18 protein-coding genes are annotated in these 18,516 nt (G+C 73.0%); 10 read left to right on the top strand and 8 right to left on the bottom strand.

Going from position 1 to position 18,516, the window contains the following annotated elements:
- Nucleotides 1-71: 71 nt before the first annotated feature.
- A complete protein-coding gene (locus ACSYGN_RS38615) occupies nt 72-830 on the bottom strand; it encodes a dienelactone hydrolase family protein (RefSeq protein ID WP_460405056.1) in 759 nt (252 codons plus the stop codon).
- Between the two features lie 53 nt (nt 831-883).
- Entirely contained in the window at nt 884-1,504 is a 621-nt protein-coding gene (locus tag ACSYGN_RS38610) for an L-threonylcarbamoyladenylate synthase (RefSeq protein ID WP_460405054.1), read from the bottom strand.
- A gap of 280 nt (nt 1,505-1,784) precedes the next feature.
- On the opposite strand from ACSYGN_RS38610, the gene ACSYGN_RS38605 reads away from it, so the two are divergent.
- On the top strand, nt 1,785-3,344 hold the full coding sequence (locus ACSYGN_RS38605; RefSeq protein WP_460405052.1) for a helix-turn-helix domain-containing protein: 1,560 nt from the start codon (nt 1,785-1,787) through the stop codon (nt 3,342-3,344).
- Nucleotides 3,345-3,556: 212 nt separating this feature from the next.
- Here the strand turns inward: ACSYGN_RS38605 and ACSYGN_RS38600 are convergent, their stop codons facing one another.
- The 6 genes from ACSYGN_RS38600 to ACSYGN_RS38575 form a co-directional block, all read right to left on the bottom strand.
- Nucleotides 3,557-4,822, bottom strand: a complete 1,266-nt coding sequence (locus ACSYGN_RS38600; RefSeq protein WP_460405050.1) for a cytochrome P450 family protein — start codon at nt 4,820-4,822, stop codon at nt 3,557-3,559.
- Nucleotides 4,819-6,015 carry a cytochrome P450 family protein gene (locus ACSYGN_RS38595; protein ID WP_460405778.1) on the bottom strand — a complete coding sequence of 399 codons (1,197 nt, stop codon included), beginning with the start codon at nt 6,013-6,015 and terminating at the stop codon, nt 4,819-4,821. The genes ACSYGN_RS38600 and ACSYGN_RS38595 overlap by 4 nt, the downstream gene beginning before the upstream one ends.
- An 86-nt stretch (nt 6,016-6,101) precedes the next feature.
- Entirely contained in the window at nt 6,102-6,647 is a 546-nt protein-coding gene (locus ACSYGN_RS38590; protein ID WP_460405776.1) for a GTP-binding protein, read from the bottom strand.
- Nucleotides 6,648-6,744: 97 nt separating this feature from the next.
- Entirely contained in the window at nt 6,745-7,107 is a 363-nt protein-coding gene (locus ACSYGN_RS38585; protein ID WP_460405048.1) for a DUF742 domain-containing protein, read from the bottom strand.
- Nucleotides 7,104-7,526 (bottom strand): roadblock/LC7 domain-containing protein, encoded by a 423-nt coding sequence (locus ACSYGN_RS38580; RefSeq protein ID WP_460405046.1) that lies wholly within the window; start codon nt 7,524-7,526, stop codon nt 7,104-7,106. Before ACSYGN_RS38580 ends, ACSYGN_RS38585 begins: the two co-directional genes overlap by 4 nt.
- Nucleotides 7,523-9,142 carry an ATP-binding protein gene (locus ACSYGN_RS38575; protein ID WP_460405043.1) on the bottom strand — a complete coding sequence of 540 codons (1,620 nt, stop codon included), beginning with the start codon at nt 9,140-9,142 and terminating at the stop codon, nt 7,523-7,525. Before ACSYGN_RS38575 ends, ACSYGN_RS38580 begins: the two co-directional genes overlap by 4 nt.
- Before the next feature lie 469 nt (nt 9,143-9,611).
- Between ACSYGN_RS38575 and ACSYGN_RS38570 the strand changes: the two genes are divergently transcribed.
- From ACSYGN_RS38570 to ACSYGN_RS38530, 9 genes are all read left to right on the top strand, one after another.
- Nucleotides 9,612-11,375 (top strand): enoyl-CoA hydratase-related protein, encoded by a 1,764-nt coding sequence (locus ACSYGN_RS38570; RefSeq protein WP_460405041.1) that lies wholly within the window; start codon nt 9,612-9,614, stop codon nt 11,373-11,375.
- Nucleotides 11,376-11,484: 109 nt separating this feature from the next.
- On the top strand, nt 11,485-12,576 hold the full coding sequence (locus tag ACSYGN_RS38565; RefSeq protein ID WP_460405039.1) for an NADH-quinone oxidoreductase subunit B family protein: 1,092 nt from the start codon (nt 11,485-11,487) through the stop codon (nt 12,574-12,576).
- Nucleotides 12,577-12,699: 123 nt separating this feature from the next.
- Nucleotides 12,700-14,484, top strand: a complete 1,785-nt coding sequence (locus ACSYGN_RS38560; RefSeq protein ID WP_460405037.1) for a nickel-dependent hydrogenase large subunit — start codon at nt 12,700-12,702, stop codon at nt 14,482-14,484.
- The gene (locus ACSYGN_RS38555) at nt 14,481-15,017 is read left to right on the top strand and encodes a hypothetical protein (RefSeq protein ID WP_460405035.1); all 537 of its coding nucleotides are present in this window, start codon (nt 14,481-14,483) and stop codon (nt 15,015-15,017) included. Before ACSYGN_RS38560 ends, ACSYGN_RS38555 begins: the two co-directional genes overlap by 4 nt.
- Nucleotides 15,014-15,676, top strand: coding sequence for a DUF5947 family protein (locus ACSYGN_RS38550; protein WP_460405033.1), 663 nt, complete (start codon nt 15,014-15,016; stop codon nt 15,674-15,676). Before ACSYGN_RS38555 ends, ACSYGN_RS38550 begins: the two co-directional genes overlap by 4 nt.
- Nucleotides 15,673-16,356 carry a DUF6084 family protein gene (locus ACSYGN_RS38545; protein ID WP_460405031.1) on the top strand — a complete coding sequence of 228 codons (684 nt, stop codon included), beginning with the start codon at nt 15,673-15,675 and terminating at the stop codon, nt 16,354-16,356. The genes ACSYGN_RS38550 and ACSYGN_RS38545 overlap by 4 nt, the downstream gene beginning before the upstream one ends.
- Nucleotides 16,353-17,774, top strand: a complete 1,422-nt coding sequence (locus ACSYGN_RS38540) for a hypothetical protein (protein ID WP_460405029.1) — start codon at nt 16,353-16,355, stop codon at nt 17,772-17,774. Before ACSYGN_RS38545 ends, ACSYGN_RS38540 begins: the two co-directional genes overlap by 4 nt.
- Nucleotides 17,771-18,334: a hydrogenase maturation protease gene (locus ACSYGN_RS38535; RefSeq protein WP_460405027.1), complete on the top strand. Its 564-nt coding sequence runs from the start codon at nt 17,771-17,773 to the stop codon at nt 18,332-18,334. The genes ACSYGN_RS38540 and ACSYGN_RS38535 overlap by 4 nt, the downstream gene beginning before the upstream one ends.
- Nucleotides 18,331-18,432 carry a DUF6893 family small protein gene (locus ACSYGN_RS38530; protein WP_460405025.1) on the top strand — a complete coding sequence of 34 codons (102 nt, stop codon included), beginning with the start codon at nt 18,331-18,333 and terminating at the stop codon, nt 18,430-18,432. Before ACSYGN_RS38535 ends, ACSYGN_RS38530 begins: the two co-directional genes overlap by 4 nt.
- The last annotated feature ends 84 nt before the right edge of the window (nt 18,433-18,516 follow it).

Below are 18,516 nucleotides of genomic sequence, written 5' to 3'. Positions count from 1 at the left end.
ACGGTGCCCCGCCGCGGTACGGACCGCGGCGGGGCACCGCATTGCCGGGTCTCGGTCCGTACCCTGGGCGCTCAGAAGGTACGCGCCAGGAGGCCGAGGAGGGCCTCCCAGTGACGTTCGTCGCCCTCTCGCTGGTACGAGGCGGTGTCCGCCTGGGTGAACCCGTGCCGGGCGCCGGGGTACACCTCGCACCGGTGCCGCACGCCCGCCTCGGTCAGGGCCCTCTCCAGCCGCTCGATCTGCTCCGGCGGCAGCGACGGGTCCTGGTCGGCGTGCCCGAAGTACACCTCGGCGGTGATGTTCCCGGCGACCAGATGGGGGCTGTCCGGCGCCTCGGTCGCCAACTGCCCGCCGTGGAACCCGGCAGCGGCCGCGACCCGGTCCGGGTAGGTACCGGCCGTGCGCAGCGACAGCCGGGCACCCATGCAGTACCCGGTCACCGCGACCGGCCCGTCCGCGACCAGCGGCGACTGCTCCAGCCAGCGCAGAAAGGCACCGGCGTCCCGCATGGCGGGACCGGGTCCCAGGGACCGGACCAGCGGACCGACCTGCTGCCAGATCTCCGGCCGCGCGGCGGGGTCGATGAACTCGGGGAGCGCGACGACCGGTGAACGCCCGTGCCGGTAGAACACATTGGGCAGCAGCACGGTGTACCCGGCGGCGGCGATCCGGTCGGCCATCGCCCGCAGACGCGGACGCAGCCCGTACGCGTCCTGGAACATCAGCACCCCCGGCCGGGGGCGGCCGTCGGCAGGACGGGCGACATAGGAGTCGGCGGAACCGTCCTCGGTGGGAATGTCGACGCTGACAGCCGCGACGTCGGTGGTCATGGCGTGTGAGCCTCCTGCGCTCTGTGTTCTGAGCTCTGAGCTCTGCGCTCTCGTCACTCGAAGCGACTGACGTCCCCCGCGCCCCGCCGGATGATCTCGGCCTCGCCGCCGGAGAAGTCGATGACGGTGGTCGGCTCGGTGCCGCACTCCCCGGAGTCGACCACGGCGTCCAGGACATGATCGAGCCGGTCCTTGATCTCCCAGCCCTGGGTCATGGGCTCCTTCTCGTCGGGCAGCAGCAGCGTGCTGGACAGCAGCGGCTCACCGAGCTCCGCGAGCAGCGCCTGGGTGACCACATGCTCGGGAATCCGGACACCGACGGTCTTCTTCTTGGGATGCAGCAGCTTGCGCGGCACTTCACGGGTCGCCGGGAGGATGAACGTATAGCTGCCCGGGGTCGAGGCCTTGATCGCACGGAACACATCGTTGTCGATGCGCACGAACTGACCGAGCTGGGCGAAGTCGCTGCACACCAGCGTGAAGTGGTGCCGGTCGTCGAGATGCCGGATCGTCCGGATCCGGTCGATCCCGTCCCGGCTGCCCAGCTGACAGCCGAGGGCGTAGCAGGAGTCCGTCGGATAGGCGATCAGCGCCCCGGAACGGATGCTGTCGGCGATCTGGGAGATGATCCGAGCCTGAGGATTCTCAGGATGCACGTCGAAGTACCTGGCCATCCCCCGAGCTTATGCCGCGCAGGCATCCCGGGATGACGGTCACGGGGGCTCCGCCCCCGTACCCCCGCTCCTCAAACGCCGGAGGGGCAGATTTCAGCCTGTCCGGCGTTTGAGGACGAGGCCCGAAGGGCCGTCAAACGGGGGTCTGGGGGCGCAGCCCCCAGGGTCGGGAACGGGAAGGGGCGGCGGGGGCGAAAAACCCGGCCCCGGCCCCCGCGCCCCCCGTCGGGTAACGTCAAGCACGTATCCCCAGGTCAACACCCAAGGAGAGGAGTGCCACGTGCCGAACCGACCCACCCCCTGGGCCGAGGAACTCCTCGACCAGCTCCGCCCCGCCACCCGGGACCTAGCCAAGGTCGTCGACTGGCTGGCCGAAACCGTACGCGCCAGAGTGACCCTCCTCGACGCCACCGGCACACCCCTCGCCGGCGACCACCTCCCCCTCGACGAAGACCTGGTCGCAGACCTCCTCACCGGCAGAATCTCCTCCGCCGCCCTTCACGACGGCACCCACCACATACGCCTGGTCGCCACAGGCAACCCGCACCCCGACACCACCCCCGCCGCAGTCCTGGCGGTGGCCGGCCCCCACCCCTTCGACCGCCGCTCCGCCGAGATAGTCACCCGCACCGCCGGAGTCCTCGCACTGCTCCTCAGAGAGCGCGAGCTGACCACCGCCGCCGCCCGCCTCAAACGCGCGACCTCCGATCTGCGCCTGGCGATCCTGCAACTCCTCATGGTGGAGGACACCGTCTCGGCCCGCAGGGTCGCCGCAGGCCTGTGGCCCGGCCTGCTGGACACCGATGCGGCCTGCGTCTACGTCGTCGAGAGCCGCGCCGACCTCCGTGATCGCCTGGCCGAGGAATGCGCGGACGCCACCGACGGCCTGGCCCTGGTGGTGCGCTGCCCCGCGGTGGACGGCCATGTGATCGTCGTGGCCCCCGGCACGGCCGCCGCCGACCGGCTGCGCACGGTGGCCGCCCGCCACCCCGATGCCTTCCTGGGCGGCAGCACCCGCCAGAGCCTTGCCCGCACCGCCGCCGCGTACGGCCAGGCGGTCAGCGCCCTCGCGGTGGCCCGGGTCCGCCCGGACAAGGCCGCCGTCTACGCCGAACGCACCCACCCCGAGCGGCTCATGGACCCGGCCGCGCTGGCCGCCTGGGCCGCCTGTCTGCTGCGCCCGCTGGACGTGCTGCCGCACCACACCCGGGCCGAACTGCTCGCCACCACGCGGCTGGGCCTGGAGTTCACCGCCGTCAGCGCGGCCAAGGTGCTCGGCGTCAGCCGCAACACGGTGCGTGCCCGCATGGACCGTGTCGAGACCATGCTGCGCACCGATTTCTCCGACCTCACGGTCCGCGCCGCCGTCCATCTGGCGCTGAACACCGAGGCCGCCGCGATCTGCGCGGGCCCCGACCGGACGGCCTCGGCTCCCGGTGCCGTACGCCTCGGTGATCTGCTGGGCGGTGCCGCGGTACGGATCTGGGCGCGCGGCATGCTGGAGCAGCTGGCGGCGGACAGCCGGGACCTGCGCCGTACCCTGCGTGCCTGGATCGCCGCCGACGGCAACGCCGAGCGCGCCGCGCAGGACCTCGGTGTCCACCCGCAGACGGTGCGTGAGCATGTGCGCGGTGCGGAACCCGTGCTGGAACGCCAGCTCCTCACCTCCGGCAGCGACCTCTACGAGGTGGTCGTCGCCCATCTCGCCGTGGGCGATCTGACGGCCCCCGTCTTCAGCAGTCCGGAACCCGATCCGGAACCGGAACTCGATCCGGAACGAAATCCGGAACACAACCCGGGACGCAACCCGGAGCAATCGGACTCACTTGTGCACGAGTGAGTCCCCACCTGCCCGGAAAGGGCATCGGCACGGTACCGAACGGCCGGATACCGACGTAAGTTCGGCATCCGCGGGGGACGGCGACCGGCACGGGGGACCGGTCGCACCCCCGCGACCCGACCGGCCAAGTCCCCGCGACCGTCTCAGCCGCACAGTCGCAAGAGACTCAGCCATACAGCGGCGACCGGCTCACCCGTACAGCCGCGACCGTCTCAGCCGTACAGCCGCACCGGCACCTCCCGCCAGCCGAACGCGATGAACGACGGCACCTGCTCCAGCCCCTCCCCGGCGCCACCGTCACCGGCACGGTCACCGGAGGCGAGCCGCAGGTCGGGGAACCGGTCGAACAGCGCCGTGAGCGCGGTCAGCGCCTCCAGCCGGGCCAGCGGAGCGCCGATGCAGCGGTGCACGCCGATACCGAACGCCAGATGGTCGTCGGCGCCGCGGGCCGCGTCGAAGACATGCGCGTCGGGCCCGTACTGCGAGGGATCGAGGCCCGAGGCGGCGTACGTCGTGATGATCGCGTCCCCGGCCGGGACGGTGACGCCGCCGACGGTGACGTCATCGACCGCGAACCGCAGCGGCAGCGACGCGATGGACGGGTGCAGCCGCAGCGTCTCGTCGATCACCGCGTCCCAGCCGAGGTCCCCGGCCAGCACCCCGGCGAGCTGACCCGGATCGCTCAGCAGGGCGACGACCGCGTTGCCGATGAGGTTGACGGTCGTCTCGAAGCCCGCGCCGATGACCAGCAGCAGGGTGTAGAGAAGTTCCTCGTCGCTGAGGCGGTCGCCGTCCTCGTCGCGGACCCGTATCAGCTCGGTGGTCATGTCGTCGCCGGGTTCGGCGCTCTTGCGGGCGATCAGCGCGCCCAGCACCTCGCCGATCTGCTTCTGCACGGAGGCCGCGTGCTCGGGGCTGGGGTCGGAGGTGTCCATGATGTCCGCGATCAGCCGGGCGGTGTCCTCGTGCAGGTCGTCGGGCACGCCCATCAGCTCGCAGATGATCCGCATCGGCAGCGGCTGAGCGAACCCGGCCCGCAGATCGACCGGCCGCCCGTCGGCCCCGGCCGCCGCGAGGTCGTCGAGCAGTTCGGCGGTGACCGCCTCCACGCGCGGGCGCATCGCCTCGGTGCGGCGGTGGGTGAAGCTGGGCGCCACCAGCTTGCGCAGCCGGGTGTGGTCGGCGCCGTAGGTGGACAGCATGTTGATCACACCGACCCAGCTGACGATCCAGCCCCACGACGGATGCTCGCCGAGCTCGGGCCACAGCCTCCAGTGCAGCCGGGGGTCCTTGCTGACCCGGGGATCGAGGATCAGCTCCTTGAGGACGTCGTAGCGGGTCGGCGCCCAGGCGGGGATCCCGCCGGGCAGTTCCACCGGGACGACCGCCCCGAGGGCGCGGAGCCGGGCGCTCTCGGCGGGGATGTCCGCTCCGAGGGCGTCGAGGACGAAACGGCCGGTACGGTCGGTCGGGGTCACGCGGACTCTCCTGGCTGCTGGTGGTCGGGGGAACGGGGGCTGAACCGGACGGGCAGGGCGGTGAGCGAACGGTGGAAGGGCCCGGGCCGCCAGCTCAGCCGTTCGCGCGGCAGCACCGGCTCCAGATCGGGCAGCCATTGGGTGAGCCGCTCGATCGCCTCCGAGACGATGAGCAGCGTGTGCTGTCTGACCGGGCAGGCGTGCGGGCCCGCCGACCAGGACAGATGCGAGGCGTCACGCGGCGGCGGGCCGTCCGCCGCGTCCTGCTCGGCGAAGTGCGCGAGTGCGCCGTAGGAGATCACGACCGGTACGGCGGGCCGGATACGGGTCCCGTGGAACGACACCGGCGTGCGGGCGTAGTGGATGCCGTAGTTGGCGAGCGGTGTCTCGTGGTGCAGCACCTCGGTCACCGCGTCCGTCACGGGCCGGGCGCCGCTGGTCAGGGTGGAGCGGTAGTCCGGGTTGCCGAGGATCCTGGACAGCGCGTTGGACAGCAGGTTCGCGGTCGGTTCGTGTCCCGCGCCGAGGGTGAGGAACACCTGCCAGGCGACCTCCTCGACGGTCAGACCGGCCGGGTGGTCGAGCAGCCAGCTCGGCAGGTCGTCGCCCGGCCGCTCGTCCTTGGCCGCGACCAGCCCCAGCACATAGGCGGCGAACTCCGCCTCGCCCTCCACCGCCCCGGCGCCGCCCTCCATCAGCTTGCCGAGCCCCCGGTCGAGCCGGTCGCCCTCGCTGTCGGGCAGCCCGAACAGGCTGTTGAACACCAGGGCCATCAGCGGCCGGGCGAACTCCGCCACCAGATCGGCCCGGCCGCGCGGCCCGAAGCGGGCCACCAGCACCCGCACCGCCCGGTGCACCCGCGCCCTGAGGTCGTGCGGCTCGATCCGGTCGAACATGTCGATGAGCGTGGTGCGGTAGCGGACGTGCGCGGCGTCGTCGGCGAACAGGGCGTTGGGCCGCCAGCGCATCATGCCGAGCACGGGCGAGTCGCCGGCGACGGTGGTCTCCCAGGGGCGCGGGTCGTGGGAGAACGTGCGGGTGTCGCGCAGGACGTCGAGTGCGGCGTGCCGCTCGGTGACGACGTACGCGGCGACGCCCGGGGCGAGTTCGGCCCGGCCCACCGGGCCCTGGGCGCGCAGGGCGGCGTAGTAGCGGTACGGGTCGCGGGCGAACCCGTCCTCCCACAGCCGCACGCGCGCCGGGCGGGCGGGGCGGTCGGCCGGGTCGGTCCGGACAGGCCCGTGGAACCGGTTCGACCGGTCCGCGGGGCGGGCGGGGGTCACGGGCGCTCCGGGGGGTCGTGGTCGATGAGATGCCCGAACAGGGCGAGCAGGGCGTCGACGCAGGAGGCCGGGTCCCGCGCGTCGCAGGTCACCATCGGGGTCCCGGGCGCCAGGTCGAGGGCGGCGCGCAACTGCTCGGCGGTGTGGTGGCGGGGCGCGTCGGGAAACGCGTTGAGGGCGACGGCGTACGGCAGCCCGCTCTCCTCGACCAGGCCGAGCGCGTCGAACGAGGCGTCGATACGGCGGGCGTCCACCAGGACGAGCGCGCCCAGCGCCCCGTGGGCGATGTCGTCCCACAGCTCCCGGAACCGTGCCTGGCCGGGTGTGCCGAACAGATACAGCACCACCCCGCCCGGCAGGCTGATCCGCCCGAAGTCGACGGCGACGGTGGTCGTCGTCTTCTCCCGTACCCCGGTGAGGTCGTCCACAGGCGCGGACGCCTCGGTGAGCCGCTCCTCGGTGTGCAGCGGGCGGATCTCCGACACCGAGCCGATCAGGGTGCTCTTGCCCACCCCGAACGGCCCGGCGACCAGGATCTTCACCAGGTTCCTGGCGGCGCCGGGCAGATGCACGCCGTCCGGGCCGCTCCGGGCAGGTGCCCCCGGGCCGCTCCGGTCGGGTGCGTCCGGGCCGCTCCGGTCAGGTGCTCTTGAGGGCGCGGAGGCCATCGGCGACTCTCCTCAGCAGGTCGGGATCAAAGTCCTCGGCGGGCGGGATCGGCGCGCGGGCCAGGACCAGGCCCTGGTCGATCAGGCCGGCCGCGAGGACGCGCACCGCGGAGAACGGCAGCCGCAGAAGGGCCGCGGCCTCGACCGCGGTCAGCGCGCCGCCGTCGAGGACGTCCAGCAGGGCGAGTGCGGCGGCGGGCAGGTCCGGCGGCGCGGGGCGGGCCCCGGCGGTGAGCACCGAGAGCCGCTCCAGATGGGGACGGCTCGGCCGGGCCGTACCGCCGGTCGACAGATACGCGGGGACCAGCGGGCGGCCGCCGCCGCGGCCGGTCATACCGGCGGGCCGCCGCCGGCCCCTCTGGGCGCGGCCGTCATCGCCTTCTGTCCCAGCCGTGCCACCTGGGAGTGGACCCGGTGCGCCAGCAGGTCGAGCCGCACCTCGGGGTCCCCGTACGCGGCCACACAGGTGCCGTGGTCGGTGGGGACGATCAGGACATAGCCGTGGTCCGACTCGATGACGACCTGCCGCACCTCGGCGCCGTCCCGGTCGGCGAACGCGGCGGCCGCCGCGCGGCACGCACCCTGCACGGTGCCGGTGATGGCGGCCACCCGCTCGGCCGACGGCTGGGACAGCCTGTCGGTCCAGCCGGTCACGAGTCCGTCCCGGGTGAGCAGAACGGCGGCCACGGTGTGCGGGACCGTCAGGATCGGATCGAGCACCCAGGCCGTGTCGGTGGCCTCGCGGCTGGTCATCGAGCCGTTCCCCCTTCGTGTTCGGTGTCGTCTGCTGCTCGGGTCCGTCGCGGCTCGGCCGCTTCGGGCACGGTGTCGTCGAGGTCGGACAGCGGCGCGGTGCGTGCGGCTGCGGTACCGGCCTGGAGGGCGCCCAGCGCGGCGGCGGCCTCCTCGGGACGGCGCGTGTTGTGCTCCGGGCCGGGCGGCTGCGGCCGGTCGCGGTGCCGCTCCGGCTCCGGGCGGCGGACGTCGTGCGGCTGCGGGCCGAGGGCCGGGAGCCCGGCGGCCGGGAGGGCGGTACGGCGTCTGCGGCGTGGCAGCCCGCCGGTGTCCGGGGCGTCCCGCGGCCCCCGGTGCCCGGATGCGGCGGTGTGGGCGGTCTCGTCGGGCTCCGAGCCGTAGGCGTGTCCGTGCGCGGGGGCCTGTGGGGGATCCGGGGTGGGCGAGGCCGTAGTGGGCGGCGGTGGTGCGGCGGGGGACGGGGGGTCGGCCTGCGGGGTGGCGGACGGCGTGGCTCGAGCGTCGGCTGTCGGTGCGGTGAGCGGTGGTGCCGGACGGCTGATGCGGGTGGAGCGGGGCGCACTGGCCGCGGGCGGCCGTTCGACGGGGTCGACCCGGACGAGCAGATGGCTGTCGACGCGCAGCACCGCGCGGACCCCGCCGTAGGGGGAGGGCGACGAGAGATCGACGATCAGGTCGAACTGCCGGGTCAGCCGGCCGACCGCGGCCAGGCCCATCCGGGGCGGGTCGCCGAGGTCGGTGAGCAGGATCGGCTCGCCGCCCGCCACCAGCCTCTGGGCGCGGGCCCGTTCGTCCTGTGTCATACCGAGGCCCGCATCGTCGACGGTGACGCACACACCGTGGTGGACGTGCTCCAGATTGACGACGACGTCGGTGTCCGGGGAGGAGTGGCGCAGCGCGTTGTCCAGGAGTTCGGCGGCGATGATCGCCACCGGTTCCACCGCGTGCGGCACCAGGGCGGTGCCGGGTTCGAGATGGTTGTGGACCCTGATGCGCTGGTAGTCGGCCAGCCGGGCCTGGCCGCCGGTGACGGCGTCCACCAGGTGCGACTCCTCGCGGGCGAGACCCACCCACGCCCCGCACACCACCGCGGCCACCTGCGCCCGGCGCAGGGACTGCTCGTTCTCATGGTCCAGTTCGAACAGCGTCTGCGCCAACTCGGGGTCGTCATAGCGCTGTTGCAGGGTGCGCAGGGCGTCCTGGAGCCGGTAGAGGGCGGCCTGGATCTCCCGGGTGGCGCCGCGCATCCCGGCCTGTGCGGCGGCGTCGATCCGGACGCGCTGGGCGGCCAGTTCGGTGCGTACGCCGGTCAGCACGGCCTCCAGAGCGATACCGAGGGGGGTCCCGGAGATGTGCGGCTGCACCGGGCCGGGCACCGCGACATGGGGATGGCCCAGTTGCCGGGCCGTGGCGGGCACCCGCTGCGCGGCGAGATGCTCGACCTCCGCGGTCAGCACCTGCTGGAAGGCGTCGAGCCGGGCGTTCAGCCGGTCCGTCTCCGCGCGCAGGGCGGCGTACCGTCGCCGGGACCGCAGCAGGCTCCCGCCGAGTGCGAGCGCGGACAGCGCGCCGACGGCGAGACCGCCGGTCACCAGGTCCGGTAATTCGATCATCGAATCGATTCCCAGGGGCTCGGACGGACGAAACGCGGACATGGGGACATTCGGGTATTCGGACAGTTGGGCAGGTGGTACGAGGGCCCTCGCGCACGGCACTTCGCAGCACAGTACACACGGTCATCACCCGATCTCACTCGGTTGGCCGAGACTTCACCGGTAATCCTGCCGGGGCCGGCGCCTTCTGCGCCGAGTGCCCGAAATGCCTTGTGCCGCAAGCGAGTTGATCAATCAGGAATTGCGCTCACAGCCGGTGGCGCACCGGCCGCGCGGACCGCACCGCCGGGTGGCGGCCCCCGCCCCCGCTTTCGGGTGACCCGCCGGTCTGTCGCCCCGGACGGCACCGGCCGAGTGTCCGACGATCGCTGACGCCGGGCGGCCCGCGCACCGGCCGCCTCCGCCATCCGCCCCTCGTCCCCCAACCCCCGGGTCCCCCCGTCCGCCCCTCGTCCGCCGGGAGCACACCGTGCACATCCTGCTCGTGGCCAGTGCCTTCAACAGCCTCACCCAGCGAGTGCACGCCGAGCTGCGCGACCACGGTCACACCGTGGCGGTGGAACTCGCCCTGCCGGACCACGACGTGACCGAGGCGGTACGACGCCACGCACCCCGACTGGTGCTCGCCCCGATGCTGCGCACCGCGATCCCCCGCGAGGTGTGGGCGAACCGGCCGTGTTTCATCGTCCATCCCGGTCCGGTCGGCGACCGCGGACCCTCCTCGCTGGACTGGGCGATCCAGGAGGGCGCCGAACGCTGGGGGGTGACGGTCCTTCAGGCGGCGGAGGAGATGGACGCGGGCGATGTGTGGGCGACCGTGCCCTGTGCGCTGCCGCAGACCGGCAAGAGCGATCTGTACCGCGGTGAGATCGCCGACGCCGCGCTGTCCGCCGTACTGCTCGCCGTGCACCGGTTCGCGTCGGGGACGTACGTCCCGCGGCCGCAGCCCGCGTCGCCCGCGCGCCCGTACCTCGACCAGAGCGTCCGGTACATCGACTGGACCACGGACGCGACCGCCGACGTCCTGCGGCGGCTGCGGGCCGCGGACTCGCAGCCCGGTGTGCTGGACGAACTGCTCGGTGCGCAGTGGTATCTGCACGGCGGCCACCCCGAGTACGAACTGCGCGGCAGCCCAGGGGAGTTGCTGGCCACCCGGGCGGGCGCGGTGTGCCGGGCCACCCGGGACGGCGCCGTGTGGCTCCCCGAACTGCGCCCCCGCCGCCTGCCGGGCATGCCGCCCGCCTTCCGGCTGCCCGCCGTCACGGCCCTCGGCGAGCGGCTGCCCGCGCTCCCCGACCTCCCCGCCGGTCCGGACGCCGGACCGCGCACCTGGACGGACATCCGCTACCGGGAGGTCGGCCCCGTCGGCTTCCTCACCTTCTCCTTCCCCGGCGGCGCCATGAGCACCGTGCAGTGCCGCCGGCTGCTCGACGCCTACCGGGCCGCCTGCGCCCGCCCCACCACCGTCCTGGTCCTGGGCGGCAGGCGGGACTTCTTCTCCAACGGCATCCACCTCGGCGTCATCGAGGCCGCCGCCGACCCCGTCGCCGAGTCGTGGGCGAACATCGAGGCCATCGACGACCTGGTCGAGGCGGTCCTCACCACCACCGACCGGCTGACCGTCGCCGCCGTGGCGGGCAACGCGGCGGCGGGTGGCGTGATGCTGGCGCTGGCCGCCGACGAGGTGTGGCTGCGCTCCGGCGCCGTACTGAACCCGCACTACCGGCTCATGGGCCTGTACGGCTCCGAGTACTGGACGTACACCCTGCCCCGCCGGACCGGCGCCGCCGTGGCGGAGCGGCTGACCGGCGACGCCCTGCCGGTGAGCGCGGCCGCCGCGCTGCGCCTGGGCCTGGCCGACCGGGTGGTCGCCGCGGCGCCCGGGGCCTTCGCCGCCGAGGCGGCCCGGCTGGCCACGCGGCTCGCCGCGCTGCCGGGGACGGGGGCCCGGATCGCGGCGAAGAAGGCCGCCCTCGACCACCAGGAACGCACCGAGCCGCTCGCCGCGTTCCGGGCGCGGGAGCTGGCCCGGATGCGCCACGCCTTCGACGACCCCGACGCCCCCTACCACGCGCTGCGCCGGGCCTTCGTCCGCAAGACCCGCCCGGAATGCACCCCGCCGCACCTGACCGCAGCCATCGGCCGAGGCCCCCAGGACCGCCTCCAGGACCGCCTCCCGCACCGCGTCACCGCAATGGCCCCCTCCGGCATCCCGCCGCGCCCGGAGCACTGATAACAAGAAGAGCGGTATCCGAAATGATCCATATATCCGTGCCGAGTGCGAAGTGTATGACGCTCGGAGATCCACGCCTTCATCCCTGACCTCCCGAGGAGGCGGTCCCATGACAGCGGCGAACCCCAGCACGGCCGAGGCGCCCGGCACCGGCGAGAGCGGGGGCGCGGACGAGACGCCCACAGTCCACATCCTCTGGATCAACGCCGGGCTGAGCTGCGACGGCGACTCCGTCGCGCTGACCGCCGCCTCGCAGCCGAGCATCGAGCAGATCGCGCTCGGCGAGATCCCGGGCCTGCCGAAGATCGCCGTGCACTGGCCGCTCATCGACTTCGAGTGCGGTCCGGTAGGCGGCGCGGACACGTTCATCGAGTGGTTCTTCAAGGGGGAGCGCGGGGAGATCGACCCCTTCGTGCTGGTCGTGGAGGGCTCCATTCCCAACGAGGCCATCAAACCCGAGGGTTACTGGTGCGGCTTCGGCGACGACCCGGCCACCGGCCAGCCGATCACCACCAGTGAGTGGCTCGACCGCCTCGCCCCCAAGGCCCTCGCCGTCGTCGCCATCGGCACCTGCGCCACATACGGCGGCATCCACGCGATGGCGGGCAACCCGACCGGCGCGATGGGGGTGCCCGACTATCTCGGCTGGGACTGGAAGTCCAAGGCCGGCATTCCGATCGTCTGTGTGCCGGGCTGCCCCGTCCAGCCGGACAACTTCGCCGAGACCCTGACGTATCTGCTCCACCAGGTCGCCGGTGCCGCCCCGATGATCCCCCTCGACGACAAGCTGCGCCCCTCCTGGCTGTTCGGCGCCACCGTGCACCAGGGCTGCGACCGCGCCGGCTACTACGAGGAGGGCGAGTTCGCCAAGGACTACGACTCGCCGAGCTGTCTGGTGAAGATCGGCTGCTGGGGCCCGGTCGTCAAGTGCAACGTGCCCAAGCGGGGCTGGATCAACGGCATCGGCGGCTGCCCCAACGTCGGTGGCATCTGCATCGCCTGCACCATGCCCGGCTTCCCGGACAAGTTCATGCCGTTCATGGACCAGCCGCCCGGCGCCACCATCTCCAGCCGGGCGAGCGGCGCCTACGGCACGCTGATCCGCAGGCTGCGCGAGTTCACGATGTCCACCGCGGACAAGGAGCCCAGGTGGCGCCACACCGGCCGGAAGATCACCACCGGCTACCGGCCCCCTTGGTGAGCCCCGCGTGAGCACCAGCTCCGTCTGACACCCCGCCCGGCCGCGCACCCCGCCCGGCCGCCCCCGATCCGCCCGCGCACCCACCCCGACCGACCCCGTTCCGAGAAGGGCACGACACAGACGATGGCACCGACGACGAAGGCGACAGGCGACGGCAGCGGCCTGGTCGAGATGTCCTGGGACCCGATCACCCGGATCGTGGGCAGCCTGGGCATCCATACGAAGATCGACTTCAAGCAGAAGCGGGTCGCCGAGTGCTACAGCACCTCGTCGGTCTTCCGCGGCTACAGCGTCTTCATGCGCGGCAAGGACCCCCGCGACGCCCACTTCATCACCAGCCGCATCTGCGGCATCTGCGGCGACAACCACGCCACCTGCTCGGTGTACGCGCAGAACATGGCGTACGGAGTGAAGCCCCCGCACCTAGGCGAGTGGGTCATCAACCTCGGCGAGGCGGCCGAGTACATGTTCGACCACAACATCTTCCAGGAGAACCTGGTCGGGGTCGACTACTGCGAGAAGATGGTCAAGGAGACCAACCCCGGTGTCCTCGACCTCGCCGAACGCACCGAGGCCCCGCACGCCGCCGAGCACGGCTACCGCACCATCGCCGACATCATGCGCTCCCTCAACCCCCTCGAAGGCGACTTCTACCGCGAGGCGCTGCAGGTCAGCCGCTACACCCGGGAGATGTTCTGCCTGATGGAGGGCCGCCATGTGCACCCCTCCACGCTCTACCCCGGCGGCACCGGCACCGTCGCCACCGTGCAGCTCTTCACGGACTACCTCAGCCGCCTGATGCGCTACGTGGAGTTCATGAAGCGGGTCGTCCCGCTCCACGACGACCTCTTCGACTTCTTCTACGAGGCCCTGCCCGGCTACGAGGAGGTCGGCCGCCGGCGTGTACTGCTCGGCTGCTGGGGCGCCCTCAACGACCCCGAGCACTGTGACTTCACCTACGCCAACATGACCGACTGGGGACGGAAGATGTTCGTCACCCCCGGCATCGTCGTGGACGGCAAGCTCGTCACCACCGACCTCACCGAGATCAACCTCGGCATCCGCATCCTGCTGGGCAGCTCGTACTACGACGACTGGGAGGGCCGCGAGCAGTTCGTCACCCACGACCCGCTCGGCAACCCGGTCGACCCGCGCCACCCCTGGAACCAGCACACCATCCCCGCCCCGCAGAAGCGGAACTTCGACGACAAGTACAGCTGGGTCATGTCGCCGCGCTGGTTCGACGGCAAGGACCACCTCGCCCTCGACACCGGCGGCGGGCCCCTCGCCCGGATGTGGACCACCGCGCTCGCCGGGCTCGTCGACACCGGAGGTGTCAAGGCCACCGGGCACAGCGTGCTCATCAACCTGCCGCGCACCATGACCCGGCCCGAGGCGAGCTTCGAGTGGAAGATCCCGAAGTGGAGCAACGCCCTCGAACGCAACCGCGCCCGCACCTACTTCCAGGCGTACACCGCCGCCCTCGCCCTGCACTTCGCCGAGCAGGCCCTCACCGAGGTCCGCGCCGGACGCACCAGGACCTGGGAGAAGTTCGAGGTCCCCGAGGAGAGCATCGGCGTCGGCTTCACCGAGGCGGTGCGCGGAGTGCTCTCCCACCACCTCGTCATCCGCGACGGCAAGATCGCCAACTACCACCCCTACCCGCCCACCCCGTGGAACGCCAGCGTCCGCGACTCCTACGGCACACCGGGGCCGTACGAGGACGCCGTGCAGAACACCCCGATCTTCGAGGAGAACCCGCCGGAGAACTTCAAGGGCATCGACATCATGCGCGCCGTACGCAGTTTCGACCCCTGTCTGCCCTGCGGCGTCCACATGTACGTCGGCGGCGGGAAGACCGTCCAGAGCATGCACGTGCCCACCGGCCTGAGCGGACTGGGCGGATGAGCGCCCCCGCAGCCCCCGCAGCCCCCGCCGCTCCGGGCCGCGCCGAGGCGGCCGGACGCCGTATCGACGAGATCCTCACCCGGCTCTCCGAGCAGGGCGACCCGGCCGCCACCGCGGCCGCCGAGGAACTCGTGCGCTCCCTCATGGAGTTCTACGGCGCAGGGCTCGCCCGTATCCTCCACCTGCTGCCCCCGGGCGCCCCGTCGGACGGCCTGCTCGGCGACGAACTCGTCGCGAGCCTCCTCGTCCTGCACGACCTGCACCCCGAGGACCGCGCCACCCGGATCGCCCGTGCGCTCGCAACGGTGCGCGACCACGACCTGACCGCCGCCGGGTACGACGAGACGACCGGCACCCTGCTGCTGCGGGCCGCCCCGCGCACCGGCTGCGGCTGCTCCGGCGGCACCGACGCCGTACGCCGGGCCGCCGAGGAGGCGCTCGCCTGCTTCGCCCCCGAGGTCACCGCCGTCGAGGTACGGCAGGACGAGAACCCCCGCGAGCCCGTCCTCCTCCAGATCGGAACCCGCGGATGACGGCACCCTGCGCCCCGCAGGCCGTGGGCCTGCGCCGCTTCCTCGCCGAGCGCCCGCCGCAGCCCGAACGGTGCGGACTGTGCGCGACGGTGATCGACGCGGCCCGGCACCGCCACCTCGTGGACGTCGCACACCGCGCCCTGGTGTGCGCCTGCCCCGACTGCTTCATGCCCCTGGCCGCGCCGGGCGCCGACACGGGCCGCTTCCGCGCCGTACCCGACCGCTGGCTCACCGATCCGCACCACCGGCTCGACGACCAGGCCTGGGACGCCCTGCGCATCCCTGTCGGCGTCGCCTTCTTCTTCCGCAACACCGAACTCGACCGCCTGGTCGCCCTCTACCCCAGCCCGGCCGGGGCCACCGAGAGCGAACTCGACCCGGACACCTGGACCGCCGCCCTCGGCGGCAGCCGGCTCGCCGCACTCCTCCAGCCCGACGTGGAGGCGCTCCTGCTGCGCCGTACCTCCGACGGCTGCGTCTGCCATCTCGTCCCGATCGACGTCTGCTACGAACTCGTCGGCCGGATGCGCCGGTTGTGGCGGGGCTTCGACGGCGGCGCCGAGGCCCGCGCCGCCCTGGACGCCTTCTTCGCCCGGGTCGCCGAACGGGCACGGCCGCTCCCCGACGAGCACGACGCGCCCCTGGAGGCCGCCGGATGACGGAGTTCACCTTCGCCTGCACGGACGTGCGCGCCGACCGCTACGCCGCCGGACCCACCCTGGTCTTCCGGCTGCGCATCACCGCCTCCGACGACTCCGGCGCCACCCGGGTCCACGCCCTCGCGCTGCGCTGCCAGCTCCGTATCGAGCCCGCCCGGCGCGGCTACGGCGACCACGAGAGCGCCGCGCTCACCGACCTGTTCGGCGAACGCTCCCGCTGGGGCAGCACCCTCCAGCCGGTCCGGTTCGCCGACGTCCCGCTCATGGTCACCGGCTTCACCGGCGAGACCGAGGCCGACCTCGTCGTGCCCTGCACATACGACATGGACATCGCCGCCACCCGCTACCTCGACGCCCTCGACGGCGGCGAGGTGCCCCTGCTGATGCTGTTCTCCGGCACCGCCTTCACCGGCAGCGGCGGCTACCGGGTCGAACCCGTGCCCTGGGACCGCGAGGCGACCTGCCGGATGCCCGTCGCGACCTGGCGGGAGATGGTCGAGCAGCACTTCCCCGGCTGCGGCTGGCTCCGGCTGCCCCGCGCCACCATGGACGCCCTCGTCACCTACCGCTCCCGGCACGCCCTGGCCTCCTGGGAGGCGACCGTGGCCCGGCTGCTGGCGGACGGCGACGACACCTCCGTACTCACCACCGCCCCCACCACCGGAAGGACCGCCCCGTGAGCGCGACCGCGTTCGCCCCGCCCGTCGAGGCGCGCCTCGCCCACGCCCGGGAGGTCGCCGACGCCGTCCTCTTCGAGGGCTACGTCCTCTACCCCTACCGTGCCTCCGCCGCCAAGAACCGGCTGCGCTGGCAGTTCGGCGTGCTCGTGCCGCCCGCCTGGGGAGCCGACCGCGACGAACACTCCTTCCAGCGCACCGAGTGCCTGCTGGAACCACGGGCGGGCGCCACCCTCGCCGTCGAGCTGCGCTTTCTGCGCGCCCGCCGCCGCACCGTCCAACGGGCCTGCGGGGGAGGCGGGTTCGAGACGGTGCCCGAGCTGCGGCTGCCCGACCGGGTGCTGGTCCCCTGGGACGAGGGCGCCGAGGAACACGTCGAGACCGTCGTACCGGTGGACCGACTCCTCGACGGCGAGGTCGTGATCCCCTTCCGGCTGACCGCGGGCGAGGACTGCGAACCCGTCCACGACGAGGCCGGGACCGTCGTGGGCCGGCTGCTGCGCCGCCACGAGGACACCGACGGCGTACTGCGGCTGTCCGCCCGCGAACTCGACGGTCCCTACCGGGTGTTGCGGCTGACCGCCCTCGTCGAGAACACCAGCGCCTGGACCCCGCCCGGCCCGGACGCCGCCGACCGCGACACCGCTCTCGCGCGCTCCCTGGTCGGCGCCCACCTCCTGATGGCGGTGAGCAGCGGGTCGTTCCTGTCCATGACCGACCCGCCCGAGTGGGCCAGGGGCGCCGTCGCCGACTGCCGCAACCAGCACACCTGGCCGGTGCTCGCCGCCGAACCCGGCCGCGCGGACGTCCTGCTGTCCTCACCGATCATCCTGGAGGACCACCCGGCCATCGCCCCCGAGAGCCCCGGCGCCCTCTACGACGCCCTCGAGATCGACGAGATCCTCGCCCTGCGCACCGCCGCTCTCACCGACGAGGAGAAACGCGAGGCACGCGGCACCGACGAACGGGCCGCCGCCGTCATCGACCTCGCCGACTCGCTCCCCGCCGAGGTACTGGAACGCTTGCACGGCGCGGTGCGCGGACTGCGCGAGGTGACCGGGCCGGACCCGGCGGACGGCTTCCCCGACGAGCACGGCGTCGTACGCCCCGACACCCCCTGGTGGGACCCGGCCGCCGACGCCGGATTCGACCCCGCCCGTGACCACGTGACCGTCGACGGCCGCCGCATCGCCGCGGGCAGCCGGGTCGTGCTGCGCCCCGGACTGCGCCGCACCGACGCCCAGGACCTCTTCCTGCACGGGCACACCGCCACCGTCGAGGCCGTCCTGCACGACGTCGACGGCGCCGTGCACCTCGCGGTGACCGTGGACGGCGACCCGGGCGCCGACCTGCGCCGCGAACAGGGCCGTTACCTGTACTTCAGGACCGACGAGATCGCACCGGCGGAGGCCGACGCATGAGCGCCGGCGAACCGACGGTGCCGCCGTCCGGCCGTGTCCTCGTCGCGGGAATCGGCAACATCTTCCTCGGCGACGACGGCTTCGGCGTCGAGACCGTGCGCGCACTGACCGCGCGCCCGCTGCCCGGGCAGGTAGAGACCGCAGACATCGGCGTGCGCGGCGTCCATCTCGCCTATCAGCTCCTCGACGGCTACGACACCGTGATCCTCGTCGACGCCACCGCGCGCGGCGCGGAGCCCGGCACCCTGCACGTGATCGAGCCGGAGGCCACCGGCGCCCCGGCCGCGCCCGACGGCCACCGGATGACCCCCGACGCGGTGCTCGCCCTGCTCGGCACCCTCTGTGCGAGCACCGGTGCCCGGGCGCCGCGCCGCATGCTCGTCGTCGGCTGCGAACCGGCCCGCCTCGACGAGGGGATCGGGCTCAGCCCGGCCGTGTCCGACGCCGTACCGCGCGCGGTACGCCTGATCGAGGAGTTGCTGGCGGCACCGCCCCCGCAGCCCGCACCACCCCGGCCCCTGGCCGGTCAAGCAGCCGCGAGTCGAGGAGACACAGGATGAAGAAGTTCGCCGTCGCCCTGGTGGCCGCCGCCGCGGCCGCGCTGATCATGCAGAGCCTGCCGGACATCCGGCGTTACGTGCGGATGCGCTGTATGTGACCCGCGCCCCCATCAACTCTTGCCGGAGGGTCGGCCGTGCCGTTGCGGCGAACGGCGGACCCTGGCGGGTTCCGGCGGCGTGCC

The organism is Streptomyces sp. YIM S03343 (genome assembly GCF_054729195.1).
This window is presented reverse-complemented; position numbering and strand designations above follow the sequence as displayed.

What these genes read in the sequence shown, in the direction of transcription:
- ACSYGN_RS38615 (WP_460405056.1), bottom strand. Translation starts at nt 830, where the DNA reads ATGACCACCGACGTCGCGGCTGTCAGCGTCGACATTCCCACCGAGGAC.
- ACSYGN_RS38610 (WP_460405054.1), bottom strand. Translation starts at nt 1,504, where the DNA reads ATGGCCAGGTACTTCGACGTGCATCCTGAGAATCCTCAGGCTCGGATC.
- ACSYGN_RS38585 (WP_460405048.1), bottom strand. Translation starts at nt 7,107, where the DNA reads ATGACCGGCCGCGGCGGCGGCCGCCCGCTGGTCCCCGCGTATCTGTCG.
- ACSYGN_RS38580 (WP_460405046.1), bottom strand. Translation starts at nt 7,526, where the DNA reads ATGACCAGCCGCGAGGCCACCGACACGGCCTGGGTGCTCGATCCGATC.
- ACSYGN_RS38575 (WP_460405043.1), bottom strand. Translation starts at nt 9,142, where the DNA reads ATGATCGAATTACCGGACCTGGTGACCGGCGGTCTCGCCGTCGGCGCG.
- ACSYGN_RS38565 (WP_460405039.1), top strand. Translation starts at nt 11,485, where the DNA reads ATGACAGCGGCGAACCCCAGCACGGCCGAGGCGCCCGGCACCGGCGAG.
- ACSYGN_RS38560 (WP_460405037.1), top strand. Translation starts at nt 12,700, where the DNA reads ATGGCACCGACGACGAAGGCGACAGGCGACGGCAGCGGCCTGGTCGAG.
- ACSYGN_RS38555 (WP_460405035.1), top strand. Translation starts at nt 14,481, where the DNA reads ATGAGCGCCCCCGCAGCCCCCGCAGCCCCCGCCGCTCCGGGCCGCGCC.
- ACSYGN_RS38550 (WP_460405033.1), top strand. Translation starts at nt 15,014, where the DNA reads ATGACGGCACCCTGCGCCCCGCAGGCCGTGGGCCTGCGCCGCTTCCTC.
- ACSYGN_RS38545 (WP_460405031.1), top strand. Translation starts at nt 15,673, where the DNA reads ATGACGGAGTTCACCTTCGCCTGCACGGACGTGCGCGCCGACCGCTAC.
- ACSYGN_RS38535 (WP_460405027.1), top strand. Translation starts at nt 17,771, where the DNA reads ATGAGCGCCGGCGAACCGACGGTGCCGCCGTCCGGCCGTGTCCTCGTC.
- ACSYGN_RS38530 (WP_460405025.1), top strand. Translation starts at nt 18,331, where the DNA reads ATGAAGAAGTTCGCCGTCGCCCTGGTGGCCGCCGCCGCGGCCGCGCTG.